Origin of the sequence: Kitasatospora sp. NPDC096128 (assembly GCF_040303105.1) — a bacterium.
GTDB lineage: Bacteria > Actinomycetota > Actinomycetes > Streptomycetales > Streptomycetaceae > Kitasatospora.
Window position 1 is genome coordinate 68,422 of sequence record NZ_JBEOSP010000009.1, and the last position, 21,519, is coordinate 89,940.

22 protein-coding genes are annotated in these 21,519 nt (G+C 72.8%); 14 read left to right on the forward strand and 8 right to left on the reverse strand.

The features are described from left to right. The first annotated feature begins 115 nt into the window (after window positions 1–115). The 7 genes from ABTY61_RS12795 (at window position 116) to ABTY61_RS12825 (ending at window position 11,896) form a co-directional block, all read left to right on the forward strand. A complete protein-coding gene (locus ABTY61_RS12795) occupies window positions 116–1,513 on the forward strand; it encodes a TIR-like protein FxsC (protein WP_350504983.1) in 1,398 nt (465 codons plus the stop codon). Further along, entirely contained in the window at window positions 1,510–5,523 is a 4,014-nt protein-coding gene (fxsT, locus tag ABTY61_RS12800; RefSeq protein ID WP_350504984.1) for an FxSxx-COOH system tetratricopeptide repeat protein, read from the forward strand. Before ABTY61_RS12795 ends, fxsT begins: the two co-directional genes overlap by 4 nt. Window positions 5,524–5,567: 44 nt before the next feature. Continuing rightward, window positions 5,568–6,746: an FxsB family cyclophane-forming radical SAM/SPASM peptide maturase gene (locus tag ABTY61_RS12805; RefSeq protein WP_350504985.1), complete on the forward strand. Its 1,179-nt coding sequence runs from the start codon at window positions 5,568–5,570 to the stop codon at window positions 6,744–6,746. A gap of 141 nt (window positions 6,747–6,887) precedes the next feature. Next, window positions 6,888–8,027 (forward strand): aKG-HExxH-type peptide beta-hydroxylase, encoded by a 1,140-nt coding sequence (locus tag ABTY61_RS12810; RefSeq protein ID WP_350504986.1) that lies wholly within the window; start codon window positions 6,888–6,890, stop codon window positions 8,025–8,027. A 402-nt stretch (window positions 8,028–8,429) separates the two neighbouring features. After that, window positions 8,430–8,561, forward strand: a complete 132-nt coding sequence (locus ABTY61_RS12815; protein WP_350504987.1) for an FxSxx-COOH-like cyclophane-containing RiPP peptide — start codon at window positions 8,430–8,432, stop codon at window positions 8,559–8,561. 52 nt (window positions 8,562–8,613) lie between these two features. After that, window positions 8,614–11,016 carry an FxsB family cyclophane-forming radical SAM/SPASM peptide maturase gene (locus tag ABTY61_RS12820; protein WP_350504988.1) on the forward strand — a complete coding sequence of 801 codons (2,403 nt, stop codon included), beginning with the start codon at window positions 8,614–8,616 and terminating at the stop codon, window positions 11,014–11,016. A 103-nt stretch (window positions 11,017–11,119) separates the two neighbouring features. Then, the gene (locus ABTY61_RS12825) at window positions 11,120–11,896 is read left to right on the forward strand and encodes an AAC(3) family N-acetyltransferase (protein WP_350504989.1); all 777 of its coding nucleotides are present in this window, start codon (window positions 11,120–11,122) and stop codon (window positions 11,894–11,896) included. 28 nt (window positions 11,897–11,924) lie between these two features. Here ABTY61_RS12825 and ABTY61_RS12830 read toward each other — a convergent pair whose 3' ends face one another. After that, window positions 11,925–12,971 carry a questin oxidase family protein gene (locus ABTY61_RS12830; RefSeq protein WP_350504990.1) on the reverse strand — a complete coding sequence of 349 codons (1,047 nt, stop codon included), beginning with the start codon at window positions 12,969–12,971 and terminating at the stop codon, window positions 11,925–11,927. A gap of 301 nt (window positions 12,972–13,272) precedes the next feature. Here ABTY61_RS12830 and ABTY61_RS12835 point away from each other — a divergent pair, with 301 nt between their 5' ends. Beyond that, window positions 13,273–13,941, forward strand: a complete 669-nt coding sequence (locus tag ABTY61_RS12835; RefSeq protein ID WP_350504991.1) for a DUF4097 family beta strand repeat-containing protein — start codon at window positions 13,273–13,275, stop codon at window positions 13,939–13,941. Between the two features lie 35 nt (window positions 13,942–13,976). Next, entirely contained in the window at window positions 13,977–15,077 is a 1,101-nt protein-coding gene (locus ABTY61_RS12840; RefSeq protein ID WP_350504992.1) for a serine hydrolase domain-containing protein, read from the forward strand. 127 nt (window positions 15,078–15,204) lie between these two features. On the opposite strand, the gene ABTY61_RS12845 is transcribed toward ABTY61_RS12840, so the two are convergent. The 3 genes from ABTY61_RS12845 to ABTY61_RS12855 are packed head-to-tail and all read right to left on the reverse strand — an operon-like array spanning window position 15,205 to window position 16,495. Further along, a complete protein-coding gene (locus ABTY61_RS12845) occupies window positions 15,205–15,399 on the reverse strand; it encodes a DUF397 domain-containing protein (protein ID WP_350504993.1) in 195 nt (64 codons plus the stop codon). Window positions 15,400–15,428: 29 nt separating this feature from the next. Next, on the reverse strand, window positions 15,429–15,623 hold the full coding sequence (locus tag ABTY61_RS12850) for a DUF397 domain-containing protein (RefSeq protein ID WP_350504994.1): 195 nt from the start codon (window positions 15,621–15,623) through the stop codon (window positions 15,429–15,431). Window positions 15,624–15,625: 2 nt separating this feature from the next. Continuing rightward, window positions 15,626–16,495 carry a helix-turn-helix domain-containing protein gene (locus ABTY61_RS12855; protein WP_350504995.1) on the reverse strand — a complete coding sequence of 290 codons (870 nt, stop codon included), beginning with the start codon at window positions 16,493–16,495 and terminating at the stop codon, window positions 15,626–15,628. Window positions 16,496–16,637: 142 nt separating this feature from the next. Here ABTY61_RS12855 and ABTY61_RS12860 point away from each other — a divergent pair, with 142 nt between their 5' ends. The 4 genes from ABTY61_RS12860 (at window position 16,638) to ABTY61_RS12875 (ending at window position 18,049) form a co-directional block, all read left to right on the forward strand. Beyond that, window positions 16,638–17,012: an ATP-binding protein gene (locus ABTY61_RS12860; protein ID WP_350504996.1), complete on the forward strand. Its 375-nt coding sequence runs from the start codon at window positions 16,638–16,640 to the stop codon at window positions 17,010–17,012. Further along, window positions 17,009–17,254, forward strand: a complete 246-nt coding sequence (locus ABTY61_RS12865; RefSeq protein ID WP_350504997.1) for a hypothetical protein — start codon at window positions 17,009–17,011, stop codon at window positions 17,252–17,254. The genes ABTY61_RS12860 and ABTY61_RS12865 overlap by 4 nt, the downstream gene beginning before the upstream one ends. 117 nt (window positions 17,255–17,371) lie before the next feature. Further along, complete coding sequence (locus tag ABTY61_RS12870) at window positions 17,372–17,833, forward strand: MarR family winged helix-turn-helix transcriptional regulator (protein WP_350504998.1); 462 nt, start codon at window positions 17,372–17,374, stop codon at window positions 17,831–17,833. 45 nt (window positions 17,834–17,878) lie between these two features. Beyond that, entirely contained in the window at window positions 17,879–18,049 is a 171-nt protein-coding gene (locus tag ABTY61_RS12875) for a hypothetical protein (protein ID WP_350504999.1), read from the forward strand. Window positions 18,050–18,072: 23 nt separating this feature from the next. Here ABTY61_RS12875 and ABTY61_RS12880 read toward each other — a convergent pair whose 3' ends face one another. From ABTY61_RS12880 to ABTY61_RS12890, 3 genes are all read right to left on the reverse strand, one after another. Beyond that, window positions 18,073–18,654 carry a hypothetical protein gene (locus ABTY61_RS12880; protein ID WP_350505000.1) on the reverse strand — a complete coding sequence of 194 codons (582 nt, stop codon included), beginning with the start codon at window positions 18,652–18,654 and terminating at the stop codon, window positions 18,073–18,075. Window positions 18,655–18,679: 25 nt separating this feature from the next. Then, on the reverse strand, window positions 18,680–19,240 hold the full coding sequence (locus tag ABTY61_RS12885) for a GNAT family N-acetyltransferase (protein ID WP_350505001.1): 561 nt from the start codon (window positions 19,238–19,240) through the stop codon (window positions 18,680–18,682). Between the two features lie 281 nt (window positions 19,241–19,521). Then, entirely contained in the window at window positions 19,522–20,073 is a 552-nt protein-coding gene (locus ABTY61_RS12890; protein ID WP_350505002.1) for an NIPSNAP family protein, read from the reverse strand. 147 nt (window positions 20,074–20,220) lie between these two features. Between ABTY61_RS12890 and ABTY61_RS12895 the strand changes: the two genes are divergently transcribed. After that, window positions 20,221–21,156, forward strand: coding sequence for a helix-turn-helix transcriptional regulator (locus ABTY61_RS12895; protein WP_350505003.1), 936 nt, complete (start codon window positions 20,221–20,223; stop codon window positions 21,154–21,156). A 4-nt stretch (window positions 21,157–21,160) separates the two neighbouring features. On the opposite strand, the gene ABTY61_RS12900 is transcribed toward ABTY61_RS12895, so the two are convergent. Further along, the gene (locus tag ABTY61_RS12900; protein WP_350505004.1) at window positions 21,161–21,382 is read right to left on the reverse strand and encodes a DUF397 domain-containing protein; all 222 of its coding nucleotides are present in this window, start codon (window positions 21,380–21,382) and stop codon (window positions 21,161–21,163) included. Window positions 21,383–21,519 lie beyond the last annotated feature (137 nt).

Here is a 21,519-nt window from a genome sequence, read left to right on the forward strand (position 1 = left end):
GCTAAACCCCCGGAGGCGAACGAATTCGCCAACTCTCCCTCCTGCTGGTGCAGTTCACGACATGCTGGGTAAGTAACCAGCGCCGTCACGGCACCGTCAGGGTCGGGGGGAACAGGTGAGTGAACGGGAACAGCAGCAGCGCCCGTATTTCTTCTTCAGCTACGCGCGTCGGGACTTCGAGGCGGGGGACGCCTTCGTCGACCAGTTCTTCAACGACCTGAGAGACGAACTCGGCCGCATCCTCGGTCCGGCCGTCCAGGCCGACGAGCTCGCCTTCCGGGACACCGAGCGGCTCCGGCTCGGCGACGAATGGGCCGAGAAGCTCGCGCTGATGCTCGGCCGCAGCCGGACCATGGTCGCGCTCTACTCCCCGGCCTACTTCGCCAGCCTCTACTGCGGCAAGGAGTGGACGGCCTTCCGCGGCCGGGTGCGGCGCCACCACGAGGAGGCCGCGGAGCTGGTCTCGGCCCTGATCCCGGTGCTCTGGGAGCCGGTCGCGCCCGGGGACCTCGTCACCGAGGTCACCAAGATCCAGTGGGCCCAGCCGGACATGGGCGAGGCCTACGCCCGGCACGGCCTGCGCGCCCTGCTGCGCACCGCCCAGCAGGACGCCTACCGGCAGGTCGTCCGGGTCGTCGCCGGGCGGGTCCGGGACGCCGCCGTCCGGCGGCTCGCCGAACTGCCCGAGTTCGACCTGGACGCCGTCCGCGGCTACTTCCCCGGGCCGGCCGCGCCCGCACCCGCCGCCGAACCCGGCATGGTCCGGCTGTTCATCGCGGCCGGCCGGGCCTCGGAGGCCGCCGCCGAGGGCGGCTCCCGCCCGGGCGGCTGGTACGGGGCCAAGCCCTGGAACTGGACGCCGTTCTACCCGCCCGCCCAGCCCTCGCTGGCCTCGCGCGCCCAGCAGGTGATCACCAACGCCGGGCACATCACCACCCTGGAGGAGGTCGGCGCCGGGCTCGGCGAGAAGCTCGACCAGGCCCGGGAGGACAGCCAGGTCAGCGTCCTCCTGGTGGACCCGTGGGCGGCCGAGAACGAGCGCTACCGGCCGGCCCTGAGCGAGTACGACGACCAGAACCACCCGGTCACCGGCGTGGTCGTGCCGATCGGCGGCAGCGACCCGGACGGGGAGCGCGAAGCGCCGTGGACCGGCGTGCGCGCGGTGTTCCGCCGCAACTGGTTGCGCCGGCGCGACCCGGAGCACTTGTTCCGGGTCAAAGTGAGCCAGGAGAGCTTCGACAGCAACCTCGCCATCATGGTGACGGTTGCCCAGAACAAGCTCATGGACGACAACTTGGATTGGGGGGACGATGGCGGCGACGCCTTCGGCTTCGGCCCGGGCGGCGGCCCGGACATGCCGGGCCTGGCCATCCCGGCCGGCCCGCCCGACCCCTCCGGTGCGCCGCGGAGCCCGTCCGCGCGCCGCGAACCGGAACCGCCACCGAACGACCTGCCCGGCCAGCGCCCGGGCAGCCACGACGGCTCAGTCCCGCTGAGGGGAGACGGACGATGAGCATCGAGCCCGGCACGGAGCCGGGACGCGGCGGACCGGGTTCGGTCGTCACGTTCTACTCGTTCAAGGGCGGCACCGGCCGGACCATGGCGCTGGCCAACGTCGGCTGGATCCTCGCCAGTCGGGGCCTGCGCGTCCTGGTGGTCGACTGGGACCTGGAGGCGCCCGGCCTGCACCGCTACTACCACCCGCTGCTGGTCGACCCCGAACTCCACTCCACCGACGGCCTGATCGACCTGCTGCGCGGCTACGTCAAGCAGGCGCTGCCCTCCGCGTCCGGCCCCACCGGCCGGCCCCCGGCCGCCTGGCTGGACGAACCCGGGCGGCTGGAAGGCTACACCTGCGGCCTCGCCCTCGACCTGCCGGCCGGCGGCCGGCTCGACTTCCTCCCGGCCGGCCGCCAGAACGCCGCCTACGCGGCCGCCGTCACCAGCTTCAACTGGCGCAGCTTCTACCACGGCCGGGACATCCGCGGCGGCGAGTTCCTGCGCGAACTGCGCGAACGCTGGGCCCGCAACTACGACTACGTGCTCATCGACAGCCGCACCGGCGTCAGCGACACCTCCGGCATCTGCACCGTCCTGATGCCCGACACCGTGGTCGACTGCTTCACCTTCAGCGCCCAGAACATCCGCGGCGGCGTCGACGCCGCCAAGGCCATCGCCGAGGCCGAGGAGCGGGCCATCCGGGTCCTGCCGGTGCCGATGCGCGTCGAGGACGCCGAACAGGAACGCCTCGAAGCCGGACGGGACTTCGCCCGCGAGGCCTTCGCCCCCTACCTCGGCCGCTGGCTGCCCGGGGACCGCCGGGCCGCGTACTGGGCCGACGTGGAGGTGCCCTACAAGCCCTTCTACGCCTACGAGGAGGTGCCCGCCACCGTCGCCGACCGGCCGCAGGAGGCGCGCAGCCTGCTCAACGCCTTCGAGCGGCTGGCCGAGTGGATCACCGACGGGCGGGTCCGCTCGCTGCGCCCGCTCGGCTCCGAGGCCCGCCGCCGGCTGTACGGCGCCTACCTGCGCTCGGCCCGGGCGGTGCCCCGCCAGGTGTACGTCAGCTACGCGCCCGAGGACCGGATGTGGGCGGAGTGGGCGGCCGCCACCCTCACCCGCTTCGGCTACCAGACCTCCCTGCACAACGCCGCCGAACCGTACACCGGCCAGCGGCCGCCGGAGGTCGCCGGACCGCTCGACGGCCAGGGCCGGCTGCTCGCGCTGCTCTCGCCCGAGTACACCGCGCTGCCCCGGGCCGGCGAGGTCTGGCAGCTCCTCCAGGGGCGCGAACTCCTCTCCGGCACCTCGGCGTTGGTCGCGCTGCGGTTGCAGGACTCGGACGAGCCGGTGCCCCGCCCGTTCATCGGCCAGGCGGTGCCCGACCTGGTCCGCTCCTCCGCGACCGGCGCCGAGGCCCAGCTGTACGGCGAACTCGGCCCGCCGCCCGGCAGCAACCGCCAGTTCGACACCGACAGCGGCGAGTTCATCGCCCCCGCCCGGTTCCCCGGCACCGCCCCGCAGGTCCAGGAGGCGCCCTCGCGCAACGCCGCCTTCATCGGCCGCGGCAAGCTGCTCGAACTGCTCCGCAACCGCTTCACCGGCGGCCCCGCCGCCGTCCTCAGCCAGGTCCTCTACGGCTTCGGCGGCGCCGGCAAGTCCCAGATCGCCGCCGAGTACGCGCACCGCTTCAAGGCCGCCTACGACGTGATCTGGTGGGTGCCCGCCGAGGAGCCCGCCAACATCCCGCAGAAGCTCGCCGAACTCGCCCCCCGGCTCGGCGTGCCCACCAGCGACGACGTCGCCCACACCGCCGCCGCCGTGCTCGACGCGCTGCGCCGCGGCCACCCGTACCGCCGCTGGCTGCTGGTCTTCGACAACGCCGGCACCCCCGAGGAACTCGCCCCCTGGCAGCCCGGCGGCTCCTCCGGCGGGCACGTCCTGATCACCTCGCGCAACCAGGGCTGGGCCCGGCACGCCGGCCTGGTCGAGGTCGACGTCTTCCTGCGCGAGGAGAGCATCCGGCTGCTGCGCCGCTTCAACGGCGGGCTCTCCCCGGAGGACGCCGACCAGGTCGCCCAGCGGCTCGGCGACCTCCCGCTCGCCGTCGGCCAGGCCGCCGTCTGGCTCCAGGAGACGTCGATGCCGATCGCCACCTACCTCGAACTGCTCGACGACGAGCTCACCGAGATGCTCGAACGCACCCGGCTGCGCACCGCCGAGTACCCGCACTCCGCAGCCGCCACCTGGCGCATCTCGGTCGAGGAGCTGCGCCGGATGAACGCCCCGGCCGCCCAGATCCTGGAGATCTGCGCCTTCTTCGGCCCGGACGCCATCCCGATGCGGCTGCTCTACAGCCGGGCCGTCACCCGCGCCCTGCGGCTGCCCCCGCGCGCCCCGCGCGACAAGCTGGCGATCGGCGAGTTCCTGCGCGCCATCAACCGGTTCGGGCTGGCCCGCACCGACCAGGGCAGCGAGACCATCACCGTCCACCGGCTGGTCCAGGCCGTGCTGCGGGACCAGGTCGAGGAGGAGCGGCAGGCCGAACTGCGCGGCGTCGTCCACGCCGCCCTGGCCACCGCCAACCCCGGCGACCCGGACATCCCCGCCAACTGGGCCGAGTACGCCGAACTCCTGCCCCACCTCTGGCCGTCCGGCGCCGTCGACAGCGCCGACGAGGACGTCCGGCAGTGGATCATCGACTCGGTCCGCTACCAGTGGAAGCGCAGCCTGCACGAGTCCGGCCGGGAGCTCGCCGAACGCACCCTGGAGCACTGGCGCCAGGACGGCTACGGCGGGCCCGGCTTCGACGTCGACAACGACGCCCAGACCCTCATGCTGCGCACCCAGCTGAGCAACATCCGCCGCTCCCAGGGCGCCCTCCAGGAGGCGTACGAGATGGACCGGGACATCCTCGACCGGTTCACCGCCACCCTGGGCCCCGAGCACTCCCACACCCTCGCCGTCGCCAACAGCCTCGGCGCCGACCTGCGCTTCCTCGGCCGCTACGACGAGGCCCGGACGCTCGACCGCAGGACCCTCGACGCGGCCCGGCGCACCCTCGGGCCGGACCACCCGCGCACCCTGATGATCACCAACAACCTCGCCGTCTCCGACTACCTGGCCGGCGACCGCCGCGCCGCCCTGGAACGCCACCGCAGCAACTACCTCCAGCAGCGCGACGCCCTCGGCGCGCACAGCCTCTACGCCCTCTCCTCCGCCTCCAACTACGCCCGCGACCTGCGCGAGACCGGGCGGCTGCGGGAGGCGCTGGACCTGCTGGAGGAGACCGTCCGGATCTACCAGCAGACCATCGGCGACAACCACACCGACACCCTGCGGGCCCGGAAGAACCTCGCGGTGGCGCTGCGCCGGGCCGGGCGCTACCACGAGGCCCTGGAGATCGACGAGGACATCTACCAGCGCTACCTGGACATCAACGGCCCCGAACACCCCGACACCCTGGCCGCCGCCACCAACCTGGCCAGCGACCTCAACGCGCTCGGCGACACCGAGCGGGCGATACCGCTGGCCGAACGGGCCCTCGCGCGGTACCGCGACTACCTGGGCGAGGAGCACCCGGTCACCCTGGCCGGCGCCAACAACCTCGCGGTCTACCTGCGGCTGGCCGGCCGGGTCGCCGAGGCCCGCGAACTGTCCGGGCGGACGCTCGCCCAGCTCCGGGCCGTGCTCGGCGCGCACCACCTCTACATCCCGATCGCGATGATGAACCACGCGAACGACCTGGCGCTGGGCGGCGAGATCCGGGCCGCCCTCGCCCTGGAACAGGAGGCGGCGCCGCTGATGACCGAGGCGCTCGGCCCGGACCACTACGACTCGATCGGCATCAACTCCAACCTGTCGCTGACCCTGGCGGCGGTCGGGGAGACCGAACGGGCCGCCGACCTGCGGGCCGACTGCATCCGGCGGGCCCGGGTCACCCTGGGGGAGGAGCATCCGACCACGGTCGCCGTGAAGGCGGGCACCAGGCTCGACTCGGACGTGGAACCCCCGCACGTGTGACGGGCGGTCGGGAACTCTCGCCGGGCGGTGCTAGGTTCACGCGCATGGTGCCGTTCCGGCAGTTCCTGCTGAAGATCCACAGCCGCTGCAACCTCGCCTGCGACTACTGCTACGTGTACGAGGGGGCCGACCGGAGCTGGCGCGAGCGGCCGCGGCGGATGGAGCTCGCCACCGTCCGCCGCACCGCCCGGCGGATCGCCGAGCACGCGGCCGGACAGGGGCTCGGTGAGGTCTCCGTGGTGCTGCACGGCGGCGAGCCGCTGCTCGTCGGGGCGGCCCATCTGGACGCCCTGCTGGCCGAGTTGGCCCGGATCGCCGACGACGGGCCGCAGGTCCGGTTCAGCCTGCAGACCAACGGGCTGCGGCTGCTGGACGAACCCGCGCTGCTCGACGTGCTGCACCGCCACCGGGTCGGCGTGGCGGTCTCACTGGACGGCACCCGGACCGACCACGACCGGCACCGTCGGCTGCCCTCCGGCGCCGGCAGCTGGGAGCGCACCGCGGCGGCGGTCCGGCTGCTCGGCTCCGACCGGCACCGGGAGCTGTTCGCCGGCCTGCTGTGCGTCGTCGACCTGGCCGCCGACCCGGTCGCCACCTACGAGGCGCTGCTGGAGTTCGCCCCGCCCCGGCTCGACCTGCTGCTGCCGCACGCCACCTGGGCGGCCCAGCCGGCCGGCGTCCACCGCGCCCTTCCGGTCGGGCCGCCCGGCCTCACCGAGCCGGCACCGTACGGGGACTGGCTGACCGCCGCGTTCGACCGCTGGTACGACGCGCCGTGCCGGGAGACCGGGGTGCGGCTGTTCGAGGAGCTGTCTGTCCTGCTGCTCGGCGGGCGGGCCGCCAGCGAGGCGGTCGGGCTGGCGCCGGTCGACCTGGTGGTGATCGAGGCGGACGGCACCATCGAGCAGGCCGACAGCCTCAAGGTGGCGTACGACGGCGCCGCCGGGACGGGCCTGGACGTGTGGCGGCACGGCTTCGCGGAGGCCGCCGCCCACCCGGCCTTCCGGGCCCGCCAGCGCGGCCTGGACGGACTCGGGCCGGTGTGCGCGGCCTGCCCGCTGGTGCGGGTCTGCGGCGGCGGGCTCTACGCCCACCGCTACGCGGAGGACGGTTTCGGGCACCCCTCCGTCTACTGTGCCGACCTGGACCGGCTGATCCGGCACATCGCGGGGCGGCTGCGGGCCGGGGTGGCGGAGCTGGCCGGGGCCGGGTGGCGGCGGTAGCGGGCGGCGGCGAGGAATGCGCTCGGCCGTCCGGGTCATGCGCGGGCCCGGACCGGCTGAGTCGGCGCCGCGTGGGGAGACTGCGGGCGGACCGGGCGGGGTGCCCGGCCCACTCACGAGTTTTCGGGAGAGGACGGACCGGTGACGGGAACGGGCGAGGCGGTGGCGACCGGGGTGCCGGGTGCGCGCGAGCGGAAGGGGAGCGGCCCGGCCGGCCGGGCCGGGGGCGTGCCACCGCGGCACGAGGCGCCCCCGGAGGCCCGCCTGGCGGTCGTGGACGCCTTGCCGAAGCACGCGGTGCCCCCGGAGACCTTCCTGGCGATCGCGGGCGCGCGCGGCGGCCCGCAGGCCGTCCGACTCCTGCGTGCGGGGCAGTTGAGCAAGCGGATGCTGCTGCTGCTGGCGCTGGGGCGGGCGGAACCGCGGGACGAGGGCTACCGGAGGGCCTTCGATGAACTGTGCACGCTCCAGCGGACTGACCCCGAGCGCTGGGAAGAGGTGATGTTCCAGCCGGAGTTGGACGCCTGGGTGACCGATCGTCTGAACGAGTCGTGGCACGGCACGGCGGCGGCGCTGGACGGGCTGGGCGAGTTCCTGCGGGCGGATGCCGGGGTCGTGCTCGACCTGGAGTGCGACGGCCTGCGCTGGAGGCCGTTGATCGACCACCTCGGACCGCGCCGGGTCGACTACGGGCGCCCCCCGGTCGGGCCGCTGTCCGCCGCCGAACTGAGGCTGTGGGAGCAGAAGTTGGCGGCAGCTTGGGAGATCCTGGTCCGCCGTCACCGGCGGCACGCGGAGGCGGTGGCGGCCTGCGTGTCCGTCGTGGTGCCGCTGCTGCCGGCCCCCGGGGGAGAGGCGGCCAGCGCCGCCGCCCGGCGGGCGTACGGTGCGGTGGCGACCTCGCTGCCGGCCGATCCGGTCCTGCTCGCGCTGGCCCTGGTGCACGAGTTCCTGCACATCCAACTCGGCGCTCTGCTGGACCTTGTACCGCTGCACCGGCCCAACGGCCCGGCGATCTACCACGCCCCCTGGCGACCCGACCTGCGCCCGGCCGGGGCGCTGCTCCAGGGAACGTACGCGCACCTGGGCGTGGCCTCCTTCTGGTGTGCCGAGGCGGTCGCCGGGGTGAGCGAACCGGCCCGCGCGGAAAGGGAGTTCACGCTCTGGCGGACCCACACCCTGACCGCGGCCGGAATCCTGCTGGAATGCGGCGAACTGACCGGGCACGGAACGGAGTTCACCGAGGAGCTGGCGCGTTCCGTCCGCGAACTGGGTGCTTGAGGCGCGGCGCCCGGAGGGATTCGGCCGACCGGGCGACGGTGCGGGGCCTCCGGTGGCGACCGCGGCCGCGCCGCCCGTACCCCCGGCGTGCGTCCGTACGGGGAACGGTGGAAGGGGCTCGAACGCCTGCTCCGGTCAACGCGCTTCGGCGCGCGCAACGGTGAAGTGCGCGACCGCTGAACGGGTGAATTCTCAGGCTTTCGCGCGCCGTGGTACTGCGTCGGCTGGCTGGGCAGACCAACTTGAGAGGGCAAGGTGCCGCGCGGAGTCCTCGCGGGCACTACATTGGTCGCAACCGGGTGGCCTACCCGCACTCGGCAGGTCCTAACCGCGCCTAAGGAAACGAATATGACTCCGGTAACCAGCACCAGGCCGGCCGGCAACCTCACTGACACTCAGGAGATGCCGGAACGCCCGTCCCTCGCCGAGCTCGCCGCCCTGGGCGCGGAGGAACTCGCCGCCCGGCTGCAGCGCGCCCTCCCCGGCGCGGAATCCGGCCTCGTGCCGGTCGCGGCCTTCAACTCCTCGATCTGAGCCGCTCCGAACCTCGAAACGGACCCCAGGCCGAGCTGAACCCGCCACACCCATGACGACGCGAATTCCGGTGCCTCTGACGCAATTCGTCGTCAAGATGCACAGCCGGTGCGATCTCGCCTGCGACCACTGCTACGTCTACGAGCACGCGGACAGCAGTTGGCGCTCCCGCCCCAAGGTCATCGGGGAGGGCATCCTGGCCAAGGCCGCCGAGCGGATCGGCGAGCATGCGGTCGCCCACCGGCTGTCCGCCGTCCGGGTCGTCCTGCACGGGGGAGAACCCCTGCTCGCCGGCCCGGAACGGTTGAGCCGCGCGGCCGAAGCGCTCCGGGCGGCGCTCCCGCCCGGTTGCGCCCTCGACCTGCGCATCCACACCAACGGCGTGCTGCTCAGCCGCGCCTTCCTCGCGGTGTTCGCCGCCCACGACATCCGTGTCGGCGTATCGCTCGACGGCGACAGGATCGCCAACGATCGCCACCGGCGCTTCGCCGACGGCCGCAGCAGCCACCCCCAGGTGCTGCGGGCGGTCGGGCTGCTGAACGAGCCCGAGTTCCGGCACCTGTTCGCCGGGCTGCTGTGCACCATCGACATCGAGAACGACCCGGCGGCCGTCTACCGGGCACTGGTCGAACTCCGTCCCCCCGCCGTGGACTTCCTCCTCCCGCACGCCACCTGGGAGGAGCCGCCGAAGCGGCTCCCGGGCGGTGCGGAGCACCCGTACGCGGACTGGCTGCTGGCCGTCCACAGGCTGTGGGAAACGGACGCGCGGCCGTTCGCCGTGCGCACCTTCGAGTCCGTGCACCGGACGGTGCGCGGGCTGTCCAGCCTCACCGAGTCGCTCGGGCTGGAGCCCTCGGACCTCGCCGTGCTGGAGACGGACGGGACCTTCGAGCAGGCGGACAGTCTCAAGACCGCGTACGACGGGGCGCCCGCCACCGGGATGAACGTTTTCGCGCACAGCCTCGACGACCTCGCCCGCCACCCCGGCATCGCCGCCCGCCAGTCCGGCCTGGCCGGGCTCAGCGCGGCCTGCCGGGCCTGCCCGGTGGTCCGGGCCTGCGGCGGCGGACTGTACGCCCACCGCTACCGGGCGGACAATGGCTTCGACAATCCCTCCGTCTACTGCGGTGACCTCATGACGCTCATCAACGGCATTGCGGGCAGCGGGGGTTCGTCCCCGGCGCCGGCGGCGGTGCCCGCCCAGGGCGGCCGTCCGCTGCTGCCGGCCGCGCTCACCCCGGGCCAACTCGACGAACTGGCCCGGGGGTACGGCGGGGCCGACACCGTCGCCGCGCTCGGGGAGTCCCAACTCTCGCTGACCCGGGCGATGCTGGCCGCCGCCTGGGACGCCTCCGGGCAGGGCCGGGCGGCCGCCTGGGAGCTGCTGTCGGAGCTCGACGGGGCGGCGGACCCGGCCGTGGACGCGGTGCTGGCACACCCGTACGCCCGGGCCTGGGCCGCCCGGCGGCTTGCCGGGGACCTCTCGGTCGGCCTCGGGCCGATGGCGGCACTGGCCGCCGCGGCGGCGGTGCGGGCCGGGCGCGGGGACGCCGTCACGGTGCCGGCCCGGGGTGGCTGGCTGCACCTGCCGACGCTGGGGCGGATCGCGGCGCCGGACGGCGAGACGGTGGTCACCGGGCGGGCGGACGGCTTCGAGGTGCGGGCCGCCGACGGGACGGTCCGCACCGTGCTGGACCAGCCGCTGCGACGGGTCCGGCTGGCCGGTGGCTGGACGGTCGCCCTGGAGGACGTCGACCCGCTCCGCGACAGCCACGACCACCCGGTGGCCGACCGGCTGCCCGAGACCGAACTGCTCGGCTGGACAGGCGCGTTGCGCGAAGCCTGGGAGCTGCTCGGGCGCGACCTGCCCGGCTACGCGGAGGGCATCCGGGCCGGGTTGGCGACGATCACCCCGCTGCGGCCCGGCCCCACCGGGCGCGACGTCAGCTCCGCGGCGCGGCAGGCCTACGGCGCGGTCGGCATCGCCCGGCCCGCCACGGCGCCCACGCTGGCGCTGCTGCTCGCCCACGAGTTCCAGCACGTGAAGCTCGGCGCGGTGCTCGACCTGTACGACCTCCACGACCGGGCCGACGACCGGCTGTACTTCGCCCCCTGGCGGCCCGACCCGCGCCCGCTGGAGGGCCTGCTCCAGGGCACGTACGCCCACCTGGCGGTCACCGAGTACTGGGGCACCCGGACGGCCGCGTACGACGGCGTGGCGGGCGAGGCCGCCGACCGGGCGCGGGCGCAGTTCGCGCTCTGGCGGCAGTACACCGCAGAGGCGGTCGAGCGGCTGACCGGATCCGGGGCGCTGACCGGGCTGGGGGCCCGGTTCGCGGCGGGGATGGGGGAGAGCGTCGCGCCGTGGCTCGCCGTGCCGCTGCCCGCGGCGGCGGAGCGGGAGGCCGAGCGGGCGCGGCAGGAACGCGGGCGGCCGCGGTTCGTCGAGGCCTGAGCCGGAGTTCGAGGAGCCGAGGGAGCCGAGGGATTTCGGCGGACTCGTTTCGATGGACTCGTTCGACGGACTCGAAGGATTCGAAGGATTTGTAGGAGGGGCAATGATCTCCGTCGCCGAACTCGCCGACCGGTTCGCCCGCTTGGGCGTCCGGCCGGGCACGGTGCTGCACGTCCAGGCCTCGCTGCGGGCACTCGGACCGGTCGAGGGCGGGGCGGGCGGGGTGGTCGACGCCCTGCTTCAAGTCCTCGGCCCGGACGGGACGTTGGTGGCCTTCACGTCCACGCCCGAGAACTCCTCGACCTCGCGGGTCTACCAGGCCGCAGTCGCCGGGCTGTCGGCGGCGGAGGTCGAGGAGTACCGGGACCGGATGCCGCGCTTCGACCCGGCCACCACCCCGGCCTCCCCGACCGTGGGCGCCCTCTCGGAGGCCGTCCGGAGCAGGCCGGGCGCCCGGCGCAGCAGCCACCCGCAGACCTCCTGGGCCGCCCTCGGGCCCCGGGCCGAGGAGATCACCGCCCGGCACCCGCTCACCTCCCACCTCGGGCCGGACTCCCCGCTCGGGCGGCTGTACGAGCTGGACGCCCGGGTGCTGATGCTCGGCGTCGGGATGGCCCGCTTCACCGCCTTCCACCTCGCCGACCTGCGCCAACCCGACGTCAAGGTCCGGGAGTACCGCTGCGTCACGGCGGACGGGTGGGTCGGCTTCCAGGCCCCCGACCTGGACGACCTGCACTTCGCCGAGCTGGGCGACCGGGTGCTCGCGCAGGCGGAGGGCGTCACCGCCGACCGGATCGGCGGCGCCGACTGCCGGCTCGTCCCGGTCCGGGAGGCCGTGGACCTCGCCGACCGGCTGCTGCGGGATCCTGTCCTCGGCTGATCCGTCGCAGGCCCGGGGCGCCGGGGTCTCAGCCCAGCGGGGCGCTCAGCTCGATGGACCGCAGGGCGGCCGCCAGGGCCGGTGCGTCGCCGACGTCGAGGGCCGTGTCCGTCAGCTTGATGACGTGCTCGTCGCCGTGCGCCAGGGCCCGTTCGAAGACCTCCTCGGGGGTGAGGGCGCCGGGCGGGGCGGAGCGGACCGGCGCGGCCGGGGCGTACATCGCGGTCACCGCGGCGGAGGCGGTCCAGGCCGCCCGCAGGCCGGCCGGCCACAGGGCGGGCGGGAGCGCGGGGAGGGTGCGCAGGACGGCGTTGGGGGCCGTGGCGGCGTGGACCAGCATGGTCTCCTCGCCGTGGCCGTGGGTGGCGTACCGGTGGGTCGCCGCGCGCACGAGTTCGGTGAGGCGGCGGCGGGCCTCGTCCGGGTCGGTGACCCCGGCTGCCCACGTCGGTAGCGCCTCGACGCGGTCGAGCCGGGCGGGGAAGCCGCCGTCCTGTACGGCGATGGGCGGGACGGCGTCGAGGGCGCCGGCCGCGCTGTCGGCGGTGTCGGTGCTGTCGGTGCTGTCGGCGCTGTCGTCGCCCGGAAACGGGGCGGGAGCGGCGAGGGGCCGGTGGCGGGCGGCCCAGTAGCCCAGGCCGTGGGCGAGTTCGGCCAGCCGGGGTGCGGTGGCCTCGCCGGACAGCAGGGTGCGGACGGCGTGGCCCACGCGGATCACCGGATGGGTCGAGCCGCCGTACAGGCCGGGCAGCAGCCGGGGCCACCACTGGCCGAGGACCTCGCGCCAGGGGCGTTCGGTGACCTCCCGCTCGAAGTGGTCGATCCAGTCGGCCGCGCGGCGCGGATCGCCGAGTGCGGAACGCCAGTCGGCGGCGGTGACCGGTTCGACGCGGGAGGGGAAGTCTTCGAGCTTGCCCGCGTACAGGTCGAGCCAGCGGTGCACCGCGCGCGCCTGTCCGCGGGCGGCGAGGGCCTCGACGGCCATCGGTGCGTGGTTGGTGAGCCGCCCGAGCCGTTCGGGCCCCGAGTGGTGGAGGCGTTCGAGTGCTTCGTCCAGGGTTCCGGTGGCGTCCATGGCAGGGACGGTAGGCGGGGCACAGCGGCGGCGTAACGGGCCGGAGGCGTAGGTCCCGGCCTAGGACCTGGGGCCCGGTGGTGCGTCGGCATAGCGTTCACCGTCATTCCATTGCAACGAGTGTGGCGGGTTTCGTTGCATTCCCGGCAGAGTTGTTGCAATGAAATCCTGCCCTCTACCTGCACTGATGTTCTCTTGGTGGGGGTTGGCCGTTGCCTGATCGTTGAACGCAACGTAGCGTTTCCTCTGTCAGAAAGCAGCGGGCCGTCGGGTCCGCGACGCGGAGGAGAAGGAGAGCACGATGCAGAAGTTCGCCACCCCCACCCCGGTCTCGGCCGTCTTGGACATCCCCGCCGGCCGCGTCCGGTTCATCGCCGCCGACCGGGCCGACACCGTGGTCGAGGTCCGGCCCGCCGACGCGGGCAGCGGCCGGGACGTCAAGGCGGCCGAGCGGGTCGAGGTCGCCTACGCCGACGGCGTGCTCCAGGTCCGGGCCGCGGAGCCGAAGCACCGGATCCTCGGCGACTCCGGCTCCGTCGAGGTCACCGTCCAGCTGCCGTCCGGCTCCCGGGTCGACGCCACCGCCGCGCTGGGCGAGTTCCGGGGCGTCGGCCGCCTCGGCGACGTCACCCTCAAGGCCGCCCGGGGCACCGTCAAGCTCGACGAGACCGCCGGCGCCCGACTCGCCCTCCAGGACGGCGACATCGCCGTCGGCCGACTCGGCGGCCCCGCCGAGATCCGCACCCTGAAGGGCGACCTGCGGATCGCCGAGGCCGTCAGCGGCACCGTCACCCTGCGCACCGAGTACGGGCAGATCGCCGTCGGCGCCGCCCGCGGCGTCTCCGCCGCCCTCGACGCCGGCACGAGCCACGGCCGGATCCACAACGCGCTGCAGAACACCGACGGCACCCCCGGCCTCACCATCCGGGCCACCACCTCCTACGGCGACATCACCGCCCGCAGCCTCTGATCCGCACCCCACGATCCGCGAGAGAAGGAACGACAATGAACACCACCGCCACCACCGCCACCGCCACTCAGGACCGCCCCGAACTCCAGAAGGCCGCCCAGGACTTCGTCGACGCCGGCTTCGCAGGCGTCCAGCTGCGGGTCCGCGACGAGCGCGGGGAGTGGACCGGCAGCGCCGGGGTGCACAAGCTCGCCGAGAGCGCGAAGCCGTCCACGGACGGGCTGTTCTGGATCGGCAGCACCACCAAGACCTTCGTCGCCGCCCTGGTGCTGCACCTGGTCGCCGACGGCCTGGTCGAGCTGGACGCCCCGGTCGCCGAGCACCTCCCCCGGTTCGGCCTGGACGAGCGGATCACCGTACGGATGCTGCTCCAGCACACCAGCGGCGTCTACAACTGCACCGGCGAGCTCGACGAGAAGGGGGAGTTCGTGCCCGGGCTGCCCTCGATCGGCAAGGCGTGGGTCGACAACCGCTTCCACGACTACCGGCCCGACGAACTGGTGGAGTTCGCGCTGGCGAAGCCCGCCCGGTTCGAGCCCGGCACCGACCAGAGCTACTCCAACACCAACTACACGCTGGCCGTGCTGCTGGTCGAGGCGCTCAGCGGGCACTCCTACGGGGAGGAAATGCAGCGGCGGATCCTGCGGCCGCTCGGCCTGCGGGACACCCTGGTGCCGGGCAGCCTCTCCGAACTCCCCGGCCCGCACGCCCACGGCTACTACCGGTACCAGGACGGCGAGGAGTGGAAGGTGGTCGACGTCGCCCGGCAGAACCTCTCCCTGCTGTGCGGCGCCGGGGACATGATCTCCACCACGCGCGACCTCCAGGTGTTCTTCACCGCCCTGCTCGGCGGTCGGCTCCTGCCGGCCGCGCTGCTGGAGCAGATGCGGACCCCGCACGGGATGCTCGGATACGGACTCGGCCTGTTCGTCCAGGAGTTGGGACCGGAGGCCGGCGACGTCACCATCGTCCACCACAACGGCGGCGCCCCCGGCGGCTACGGCGCCCTGATGATCGCCACCCCGGACGGCACCCGCACCCTCACGGCCGGCCTCACCACCGGCGACTCCGCAATGGACCCGGCGGTGGAGTTCCCGAAGGCGCTCGACCAGCTGATCAAGGCGGTCTTCTGCTGACCCGGCCACGGTTGCCCACGGCCACCTTCGCCGCTCCGGCCCCGCCGGAGCGGCGAAGGGCCGGCAGGCATACGCAGGTATGAATGCGAACGCTGCCCTCACGGACCGGGGCGGCGGGGTGGCGGCCTCAGGCTGTGAAGTGGTCGAACTCGCCGGCCTTGGCGCCGTTGATCCAGGCGTGGAGCTTGGCGCGGGTGGTGGTGACGACGGTGGTGGGGTCGTCCGACTCGCGGATGTAGACGAGGCCATCGTCGGAAGCGATTTCGAGGCAGTTGGCCTGATCGCCGCTGAAGCTCGACTTCTGCCAGCTGAGCCGGTGCATGTCCACCGTCCTTGGGAGTGGGGAGGGGTTCAGGCGGTGAGGTGGTCGAACTCGCCGGCCTTGGCGCCGTTGATCCAGGCGTGGAGCTTGGCGCGGGTGGTGGTGACGACGGTGGCGGGGTCGTCCGACTCGCGGATGTAGACCAGCTCGCCTGCAGAAGCGATTTCGACACAGTTCGCCTGGTCGCTGCTGAAGCTGGACTTCTGCCAGTTGAGCTGGTGCATGGCTATCTTCCCTGGACCTTGTAGCGGATGTGCTGGATCAAACCCAGTGAGTCGCGCTGGGCTGGCGATGACTCGGATGTCGCCGCCGACAGGGGAGGAAGTGCCAAGCCCCTGAGACGGTCGAACTTCCGGTCAAATGTTGTCACGACCTCAGGGTCTCCGATGAAGTCGGACCCATGGGGGTGTTCGAGTAGAACCGTGTCAAGCCGGGTGTGAGTCCCACGGATGAGCAGGAAGGGAGTGTCATTCGAGGCGTATGTGGTGCAGTCGAACGGGAGGATCTGAATCGTCACGTTCGGCAGTCTGCTCATCTCGATCAGATGAGTCAGCTGGTCCCGCATGACCGTCGGCCCGCCATACATCATGTGCAGGGCGGCCTCATGGATCACGGCCCGGTAGGGAGGCGCGTTCGTGCCCGTCAGTACCTTGTGCCGCTCGTGGCGGAACTCGACCTTCTTCTCGTTGTAGCCCTGGATGACCTCACTGTAGGCCTTGGTCTGCAAGAGCCCTGGAACCAGGAGGGATTCGTAGTTGTCCAGGGCAGTTGCGCACGCTTCCGACTCTGCCAAGTCGAGCGCGCTGCGCGTCGTGTGGTGCTTGAACTCGGTCCACCAGCCCTTCCCGGTGCTCTCGCTCATGGCGATGAGGCCGGCCCGGTACTCGGGGTCCGTCACCTTGCAGATGTCGAGCCAGGCGTTCAAGCGTTCAGTGTTGAGGCCGAGCCTGCCGGCTTCGGTGTGGCTGATGTTCGGACCCTTCACTCCCAGGGCCTCGCCGATCTCCAAGGCTGAAAGGCCTGCGGCATCTCGGAGGCGGCGAAGTTCCTCGCCGAAGCGGCGTTGGCGCTCGCTGATCCCAGTCCTGAATCCCATGGACACGTCCTTCCCACGATCTGTGCCTACGGAAAGTGTAGGTGCATGTGCGGAGTGTGTTGCAGAGTTGAGGCAGATTCGCCTACAGTTCAAAACATGCCGTCGATCAGACGGATCGTCAGTAGTGTTTGGGAGACTCCCCATGTGTGACCCCAACCTCAACTCCCCCTCCCTCACCGTGTCCCGCGAGTTGTTGCGCGACGCCATGGCGCGCGCCGGGTACGACCTGTCGTCGATCGCGGACGCCGAACTCGCCCTGGTCGAACTGATCGTGAACGCCTGGAGGCACGGCCGCACCCCCTCGCCGGCCGTCGTCATCTCCATCGAGTCCCGCACCCTCCGGGTCGACGTGGCCGACCGCAGCCCCATGCTCCCCGAGCGCTGCAAGCCCACCGAACTCTCCGAGTCTGGAAGGGGATTGCAGCTGGTGGAGGGCCTCACCCACCGCTGGGGTGTCGAGCCGCAGGCGCTGGGCAAGCGGGTCTGGTTCGAGCTGTCGCAGGGTGGCGCCGCGTGAACGCCCTTCACCCGATCCACCCGGCCGATCCGGCGATCCACCACCTCACCGGCCCGCAGCTCACCGAACTCATCGTGGAACTCCGGATCGAGGGCCGGGAGTTCGGCATCCTCTGGCCGTCCGCGAAGCCGGGCGAGACCGTCCTCAACGGTCGGGTGCTCGTGGATCTCGGCAACGTTCCCGCCAGTACCGTGATCAACCTCCTCGCGCTGCTGCGGGAGTTCAAGCGGCACCGAGGCTGATAGGTGCCAAGTTTGCTACCGGCATGGACTCGCGCACAGGGCGCTTGACCTCAAGCGGGCTTCACCTCCTAGCGTCGGTCGTGTCGAAGTGACCGACGTCAAGGAGAGGGGCCGGCCGTGGAGTACTCGCACAGCGACACCGAATTGATCAAGCAGCCCATCGGCTACTGGAGTTGGGCCGCGTACAAGGCCGTGGTCAGCCGCACCCGTGGCGCTCTGGCCGAGCTCGGCACCACGCAGCCGCAGTGGTGGGTGCTCGCCCAGCTCGCCCGGGCCGAGGAGCCGAGGACCCGCGACGAGGTGTCCGCCGTGCTGCGCGACTACCTCGACACCGGGCAGGAAGCTCTCGACGCCGAGATCGACGCGACCGTCCAGCGCGGTTGGGTCGTCGCCGAGCCCGCCGGAGGAGCGCTCGTACTGACCTCCGAAGGCCGGGAGTTCTTCGACCGGGTCGCCGCCCTCCAGGGCGAGCTGTGGGCCGAGCGCCACGCAGGTGTCTCCGACGAGGAGTACCTGACCACGCTGAAAGTCCTGCAGCGCTTCGTCCACAACACGGGAGGGCAGGCCTGGCACCACTGAGGGCCCGGAGCCCGGCTGTCCGACCCCGTTCCTAGGATCGGCGCCATGGGCGAGCTGCTCGGGCAGCTCACCTGGCGCAACCAGCGGGGCAAGGCCCGGGGGTTGAAGCACCTGGTCGAGGGGCGCCTCGAACGCTTCGTCAGCCTCCAGGGCTTCTACCGCTCACCCCCGAGTCGGCCGACGCGCTCGCGGAGCTCGTCGGCCCGTGACCCGTGAGCCCGTGAGCCGCACGGCGGCGGTCAGGGGCCGATCCGCCCGGCGAGGTTCAGGGCCACCGCGATGTGGCTGTAGCCGGGCAGGGGCGACCCGACGGCCTTCTCGTAGCGGACGACGTCGGCGAGGCCGAGCTTCTCCCCGCCGGGGAGGGTGCGGTTCGACGTCCACAGGAGCAGCTGCAGCTGCTCGTTCTCCGCACTGAGCATCGCGGCCGAGGAGTCCAACGGTTTGCCGTTGGTGGCCCGCCAGTCGGCCACCTCGGCCCAGAAGCCGGCCACGGTGTCCCAGCAGGCCGCGCTCCGGGGCCCGAGCAGGAGCCGGGTCTCCTCGGGTGAGCGGAACGTGTCCAGGCCGTGGGAGACGAGGTTCTGCACGTCCTCCAGGAAGGTGACCGCGAACACGTACTCGGCCTCGTCCGCCAGCAACTCCTCCACGAAGGCCAGGACTTCGGCGGCTCCGCCGTGATCCCGCCGGGCCACCCGGAAGGCGACCTGGCGACAGACGTCCAGGTCCTCGTGGGTGTCCACCGAGCGCGGGTCGACACCCGCGAGGTCGAGCAGCCCCGCCGATCGCCCGACCGGTCGTCGGCGCCATGGGAAACGCATGATGTTCCTCTTCCTCGGGGAGCGGTCAGCGGTGCTGTTGCCAGGCGGCGCGGGTGAGCTCGTACTCGACCTCGCCGTGTTCGGAGCCGGGGATCGCGTCGGGCCAGTCGCCGGTGAAGTTCCGCAGGAACGTCAGGCCGGACTTCTCCATCACGCGCCGGGAGCGGGAGTTGACCGCCATGGTGTTCGCGGTGACCCGCTCCACCCCGAGCTCGGTGAAGCCCTTGTCGATCAGCGCCCGCGAGCCCTCGGTGGCGTAGCCCTTGCCCCAGGATGCCTGGTTCAGCCGGTAGCCGAGCTCGACGACGGCCGGGCTCTGCTCGTCGAGCGGGCGGAACTCGAACCAGCCCAGGAAGATCCCGGTGGTCTGCTCCTCGGCGGCCCAGAAGCCGCGGGTGCCGGTGCACGGGTGCTCGTGGAGGAGGCGGGGGAGGACCTTCGCCTCGACCGTCTCCCGGCTGGTCGGCTCACCCCCGTTGATGAAGCGCATGACCTCGGGGTCGTTGTCCAACGCGAAGAGGCGGTCGGCGTCGGCTTCGGTGAACGGGCGCAGCACGAGCCGCTCGGTGTGCAGGAAGGCAGGCATGCCGTGATCTTCGTCGCCGCCCGCCGACCACGCCACCGGATATCCGGCGGGGCACCGGGCGCCGGGTGTTGGAAGTCGGACGGGCCGACTTCCTGCGCGGTGCCCCGGCCGGCCGCTGTGCGGCGGCCCAGCCCGGGAGGGTCGGCAGCGGGGTCTCGGCGAGGCGGTTCAGGGTCGTGTCGTCGATGGTCTCGCCGTCCGCGCGGAAGACCACGAGTTCGAAGGCCCGGCCGCCGGACGCCGGCGTCCGCACCAGACCCCTGGCCTGCGGGTTCTCCCGGCTAGCCGGTCACCGGCTCCAGCCGGAGTCGCTGGAACGGCCCCGGCGGCGGTGCGTCGGCCGGGCCGAACCACACCCGGACGTCCTCGCCGGTGCGGACGGGGAGGGTGGGGAAGTCGTTCTCGGCGTGCTCGGTCCGGTGGAGGGCGTGCGCCGGGCCGAGGTGCCGGGCGGCGTAGGCGTCGAAGTCGGCGGGGCCGGGATGGCAGACGGTCGCCAGCACCTCGCGGACCCCGCTCGGCGGCAGGAAGCCGGGCCCGCGCAGCAACAGGACGTCGTCGCTGTCGACCATGGTGGCGTTGGCCGCGTCGCGGTGCGCCCGCCAGACCGGGCCGCCGTAGAAGGCCTCCAGCGCCCGGCGGCGCGCGGCCATGTCGGGGAAGGCGCGCAGCCAGACGAAGCGGTCCGGGTCGTCCAGGTCGCGGAAGCGGCCGCCGAGGGTGATGCCGACGGCCTCCTGCCCGGTCACGAACTCCCGCTCGAAGAGCTCGATCAGGGCCTCCCGGGCGCCGGGGTGCAGGGTGTACTGGCGCAGTTCGACGATGAGGTTCATGCGGCGAGCCCGTCGAAGGCCGCCCCGGTGCGGGTGAGGTCCATCGGGTCGTTCGGGTCGTTCATGGCGTTCATGGCGTTCATGCGCCGCAGGCTAGGGGCACTCCGCTGACACCTCCTGTCAGTGGAGCCGGGGATACTCGGCGGCATGCGCGCCAGCCGACTGGTCACCCTGCTCCTGCTGCTCCAGAACCGGGGCCGGATGACCGCCCGGCAGCTGGCCGAGGAGCTGGAGGTGTCCGTCCGGACCGTCTACCGGGACGTGGAGGCGCTGGCCGCCGCCGGGATCCCGCTGTACGGCGAGGCCGGGCACCAGGGCGGCTACCGGCTGGTCGACGGCTACCGGACCCGCCTCACCGGGCTGACCGCCGAGGAGGCCCAGGCGGCCTTCCTCGCCGCGCTCCCGGGCACCGCCGCCGACCTCGGCCTCGGCGAGGCCCTCGCCACCGCCCAGCTCAAGCTGCGGGCCGCGCTCCCGGTGGAACTGCGCGTCCACGCCGGCCGGATCCAGGAGCGCTTCCTGCTGGACGCCCCCGGCTGGTACGGCGATCCGGACGAGACCCCGCACCTGGCGGGCGTCGCCGCGGCGGTGTGGGCCCGGCGGGCGGTGGTCCTGCGGTACCGGCGGTGGCGGGCGCCGGAGGAGGTCGAGCGGCGGGTGGAGCCGTACGGGCTGGTGCTCAAGGCGGGCCGCTGGTACCTGGTGGCCGGCGGACCGTCCGGGACGCGCACCTACCGGGTCGACCAGGTCATCGAACTCACGCCGTCGGAAGAGGAGTTCACCGTCCCGGACGGCTTCGGACTGGCCGCGTACTGGCAGGCCTACCTGGCGGGCTTCCGGGCCCGGCTGCACACGGGGGAGGCGCTGGTGCGGCTCACCCCGGAGGGCGCCCGGCGGCTCGGGGTGACGCCGGTGGAGGGCGGCTGGACGCAGGCCCGGGTGCCGATCGAGTCGGTCGACCACGCCCACGGGGAGTTCCTGCGGCTGGGCGCCGAGGCCGAGGTGCTGGAACCGGCCGAACTCCGCGAGCGGATCGCGGCGACGGCCCGGGCACTGGCCGCCCGCTACGGATCCGAGGGGTGAGGGATCAGAGGTCGACGAAGTGGTCGAACTCGCCGTCCTTGGCGCCCAGGATCCAGGCGTTGAGCTTGACCCGGGTGGTGGTGACGACCAGGTCGGGGTTGTCGGACTCGCGGATGTAGACGAGGTCGCCCTCGGAGGCGATCTCCAGGTAGTTGGGCTGGTCGGTGCCGAAGCTCGACCGCTGCCAGTTGAGCTGGTCCATCGAGTGCCCTTCCTGATCGTTCACGGTGGCCGCAACGAGGGTACTGCTCCACACAAGAGGGCAGCGGCATCGTTTCGGTCATGTCAATTCGTGCGGGTCGTTGTGCTATTCCATTGGGGTGTCAGTCGTTCCTACACTGAGACCCCGCCGCACGGGGGCTG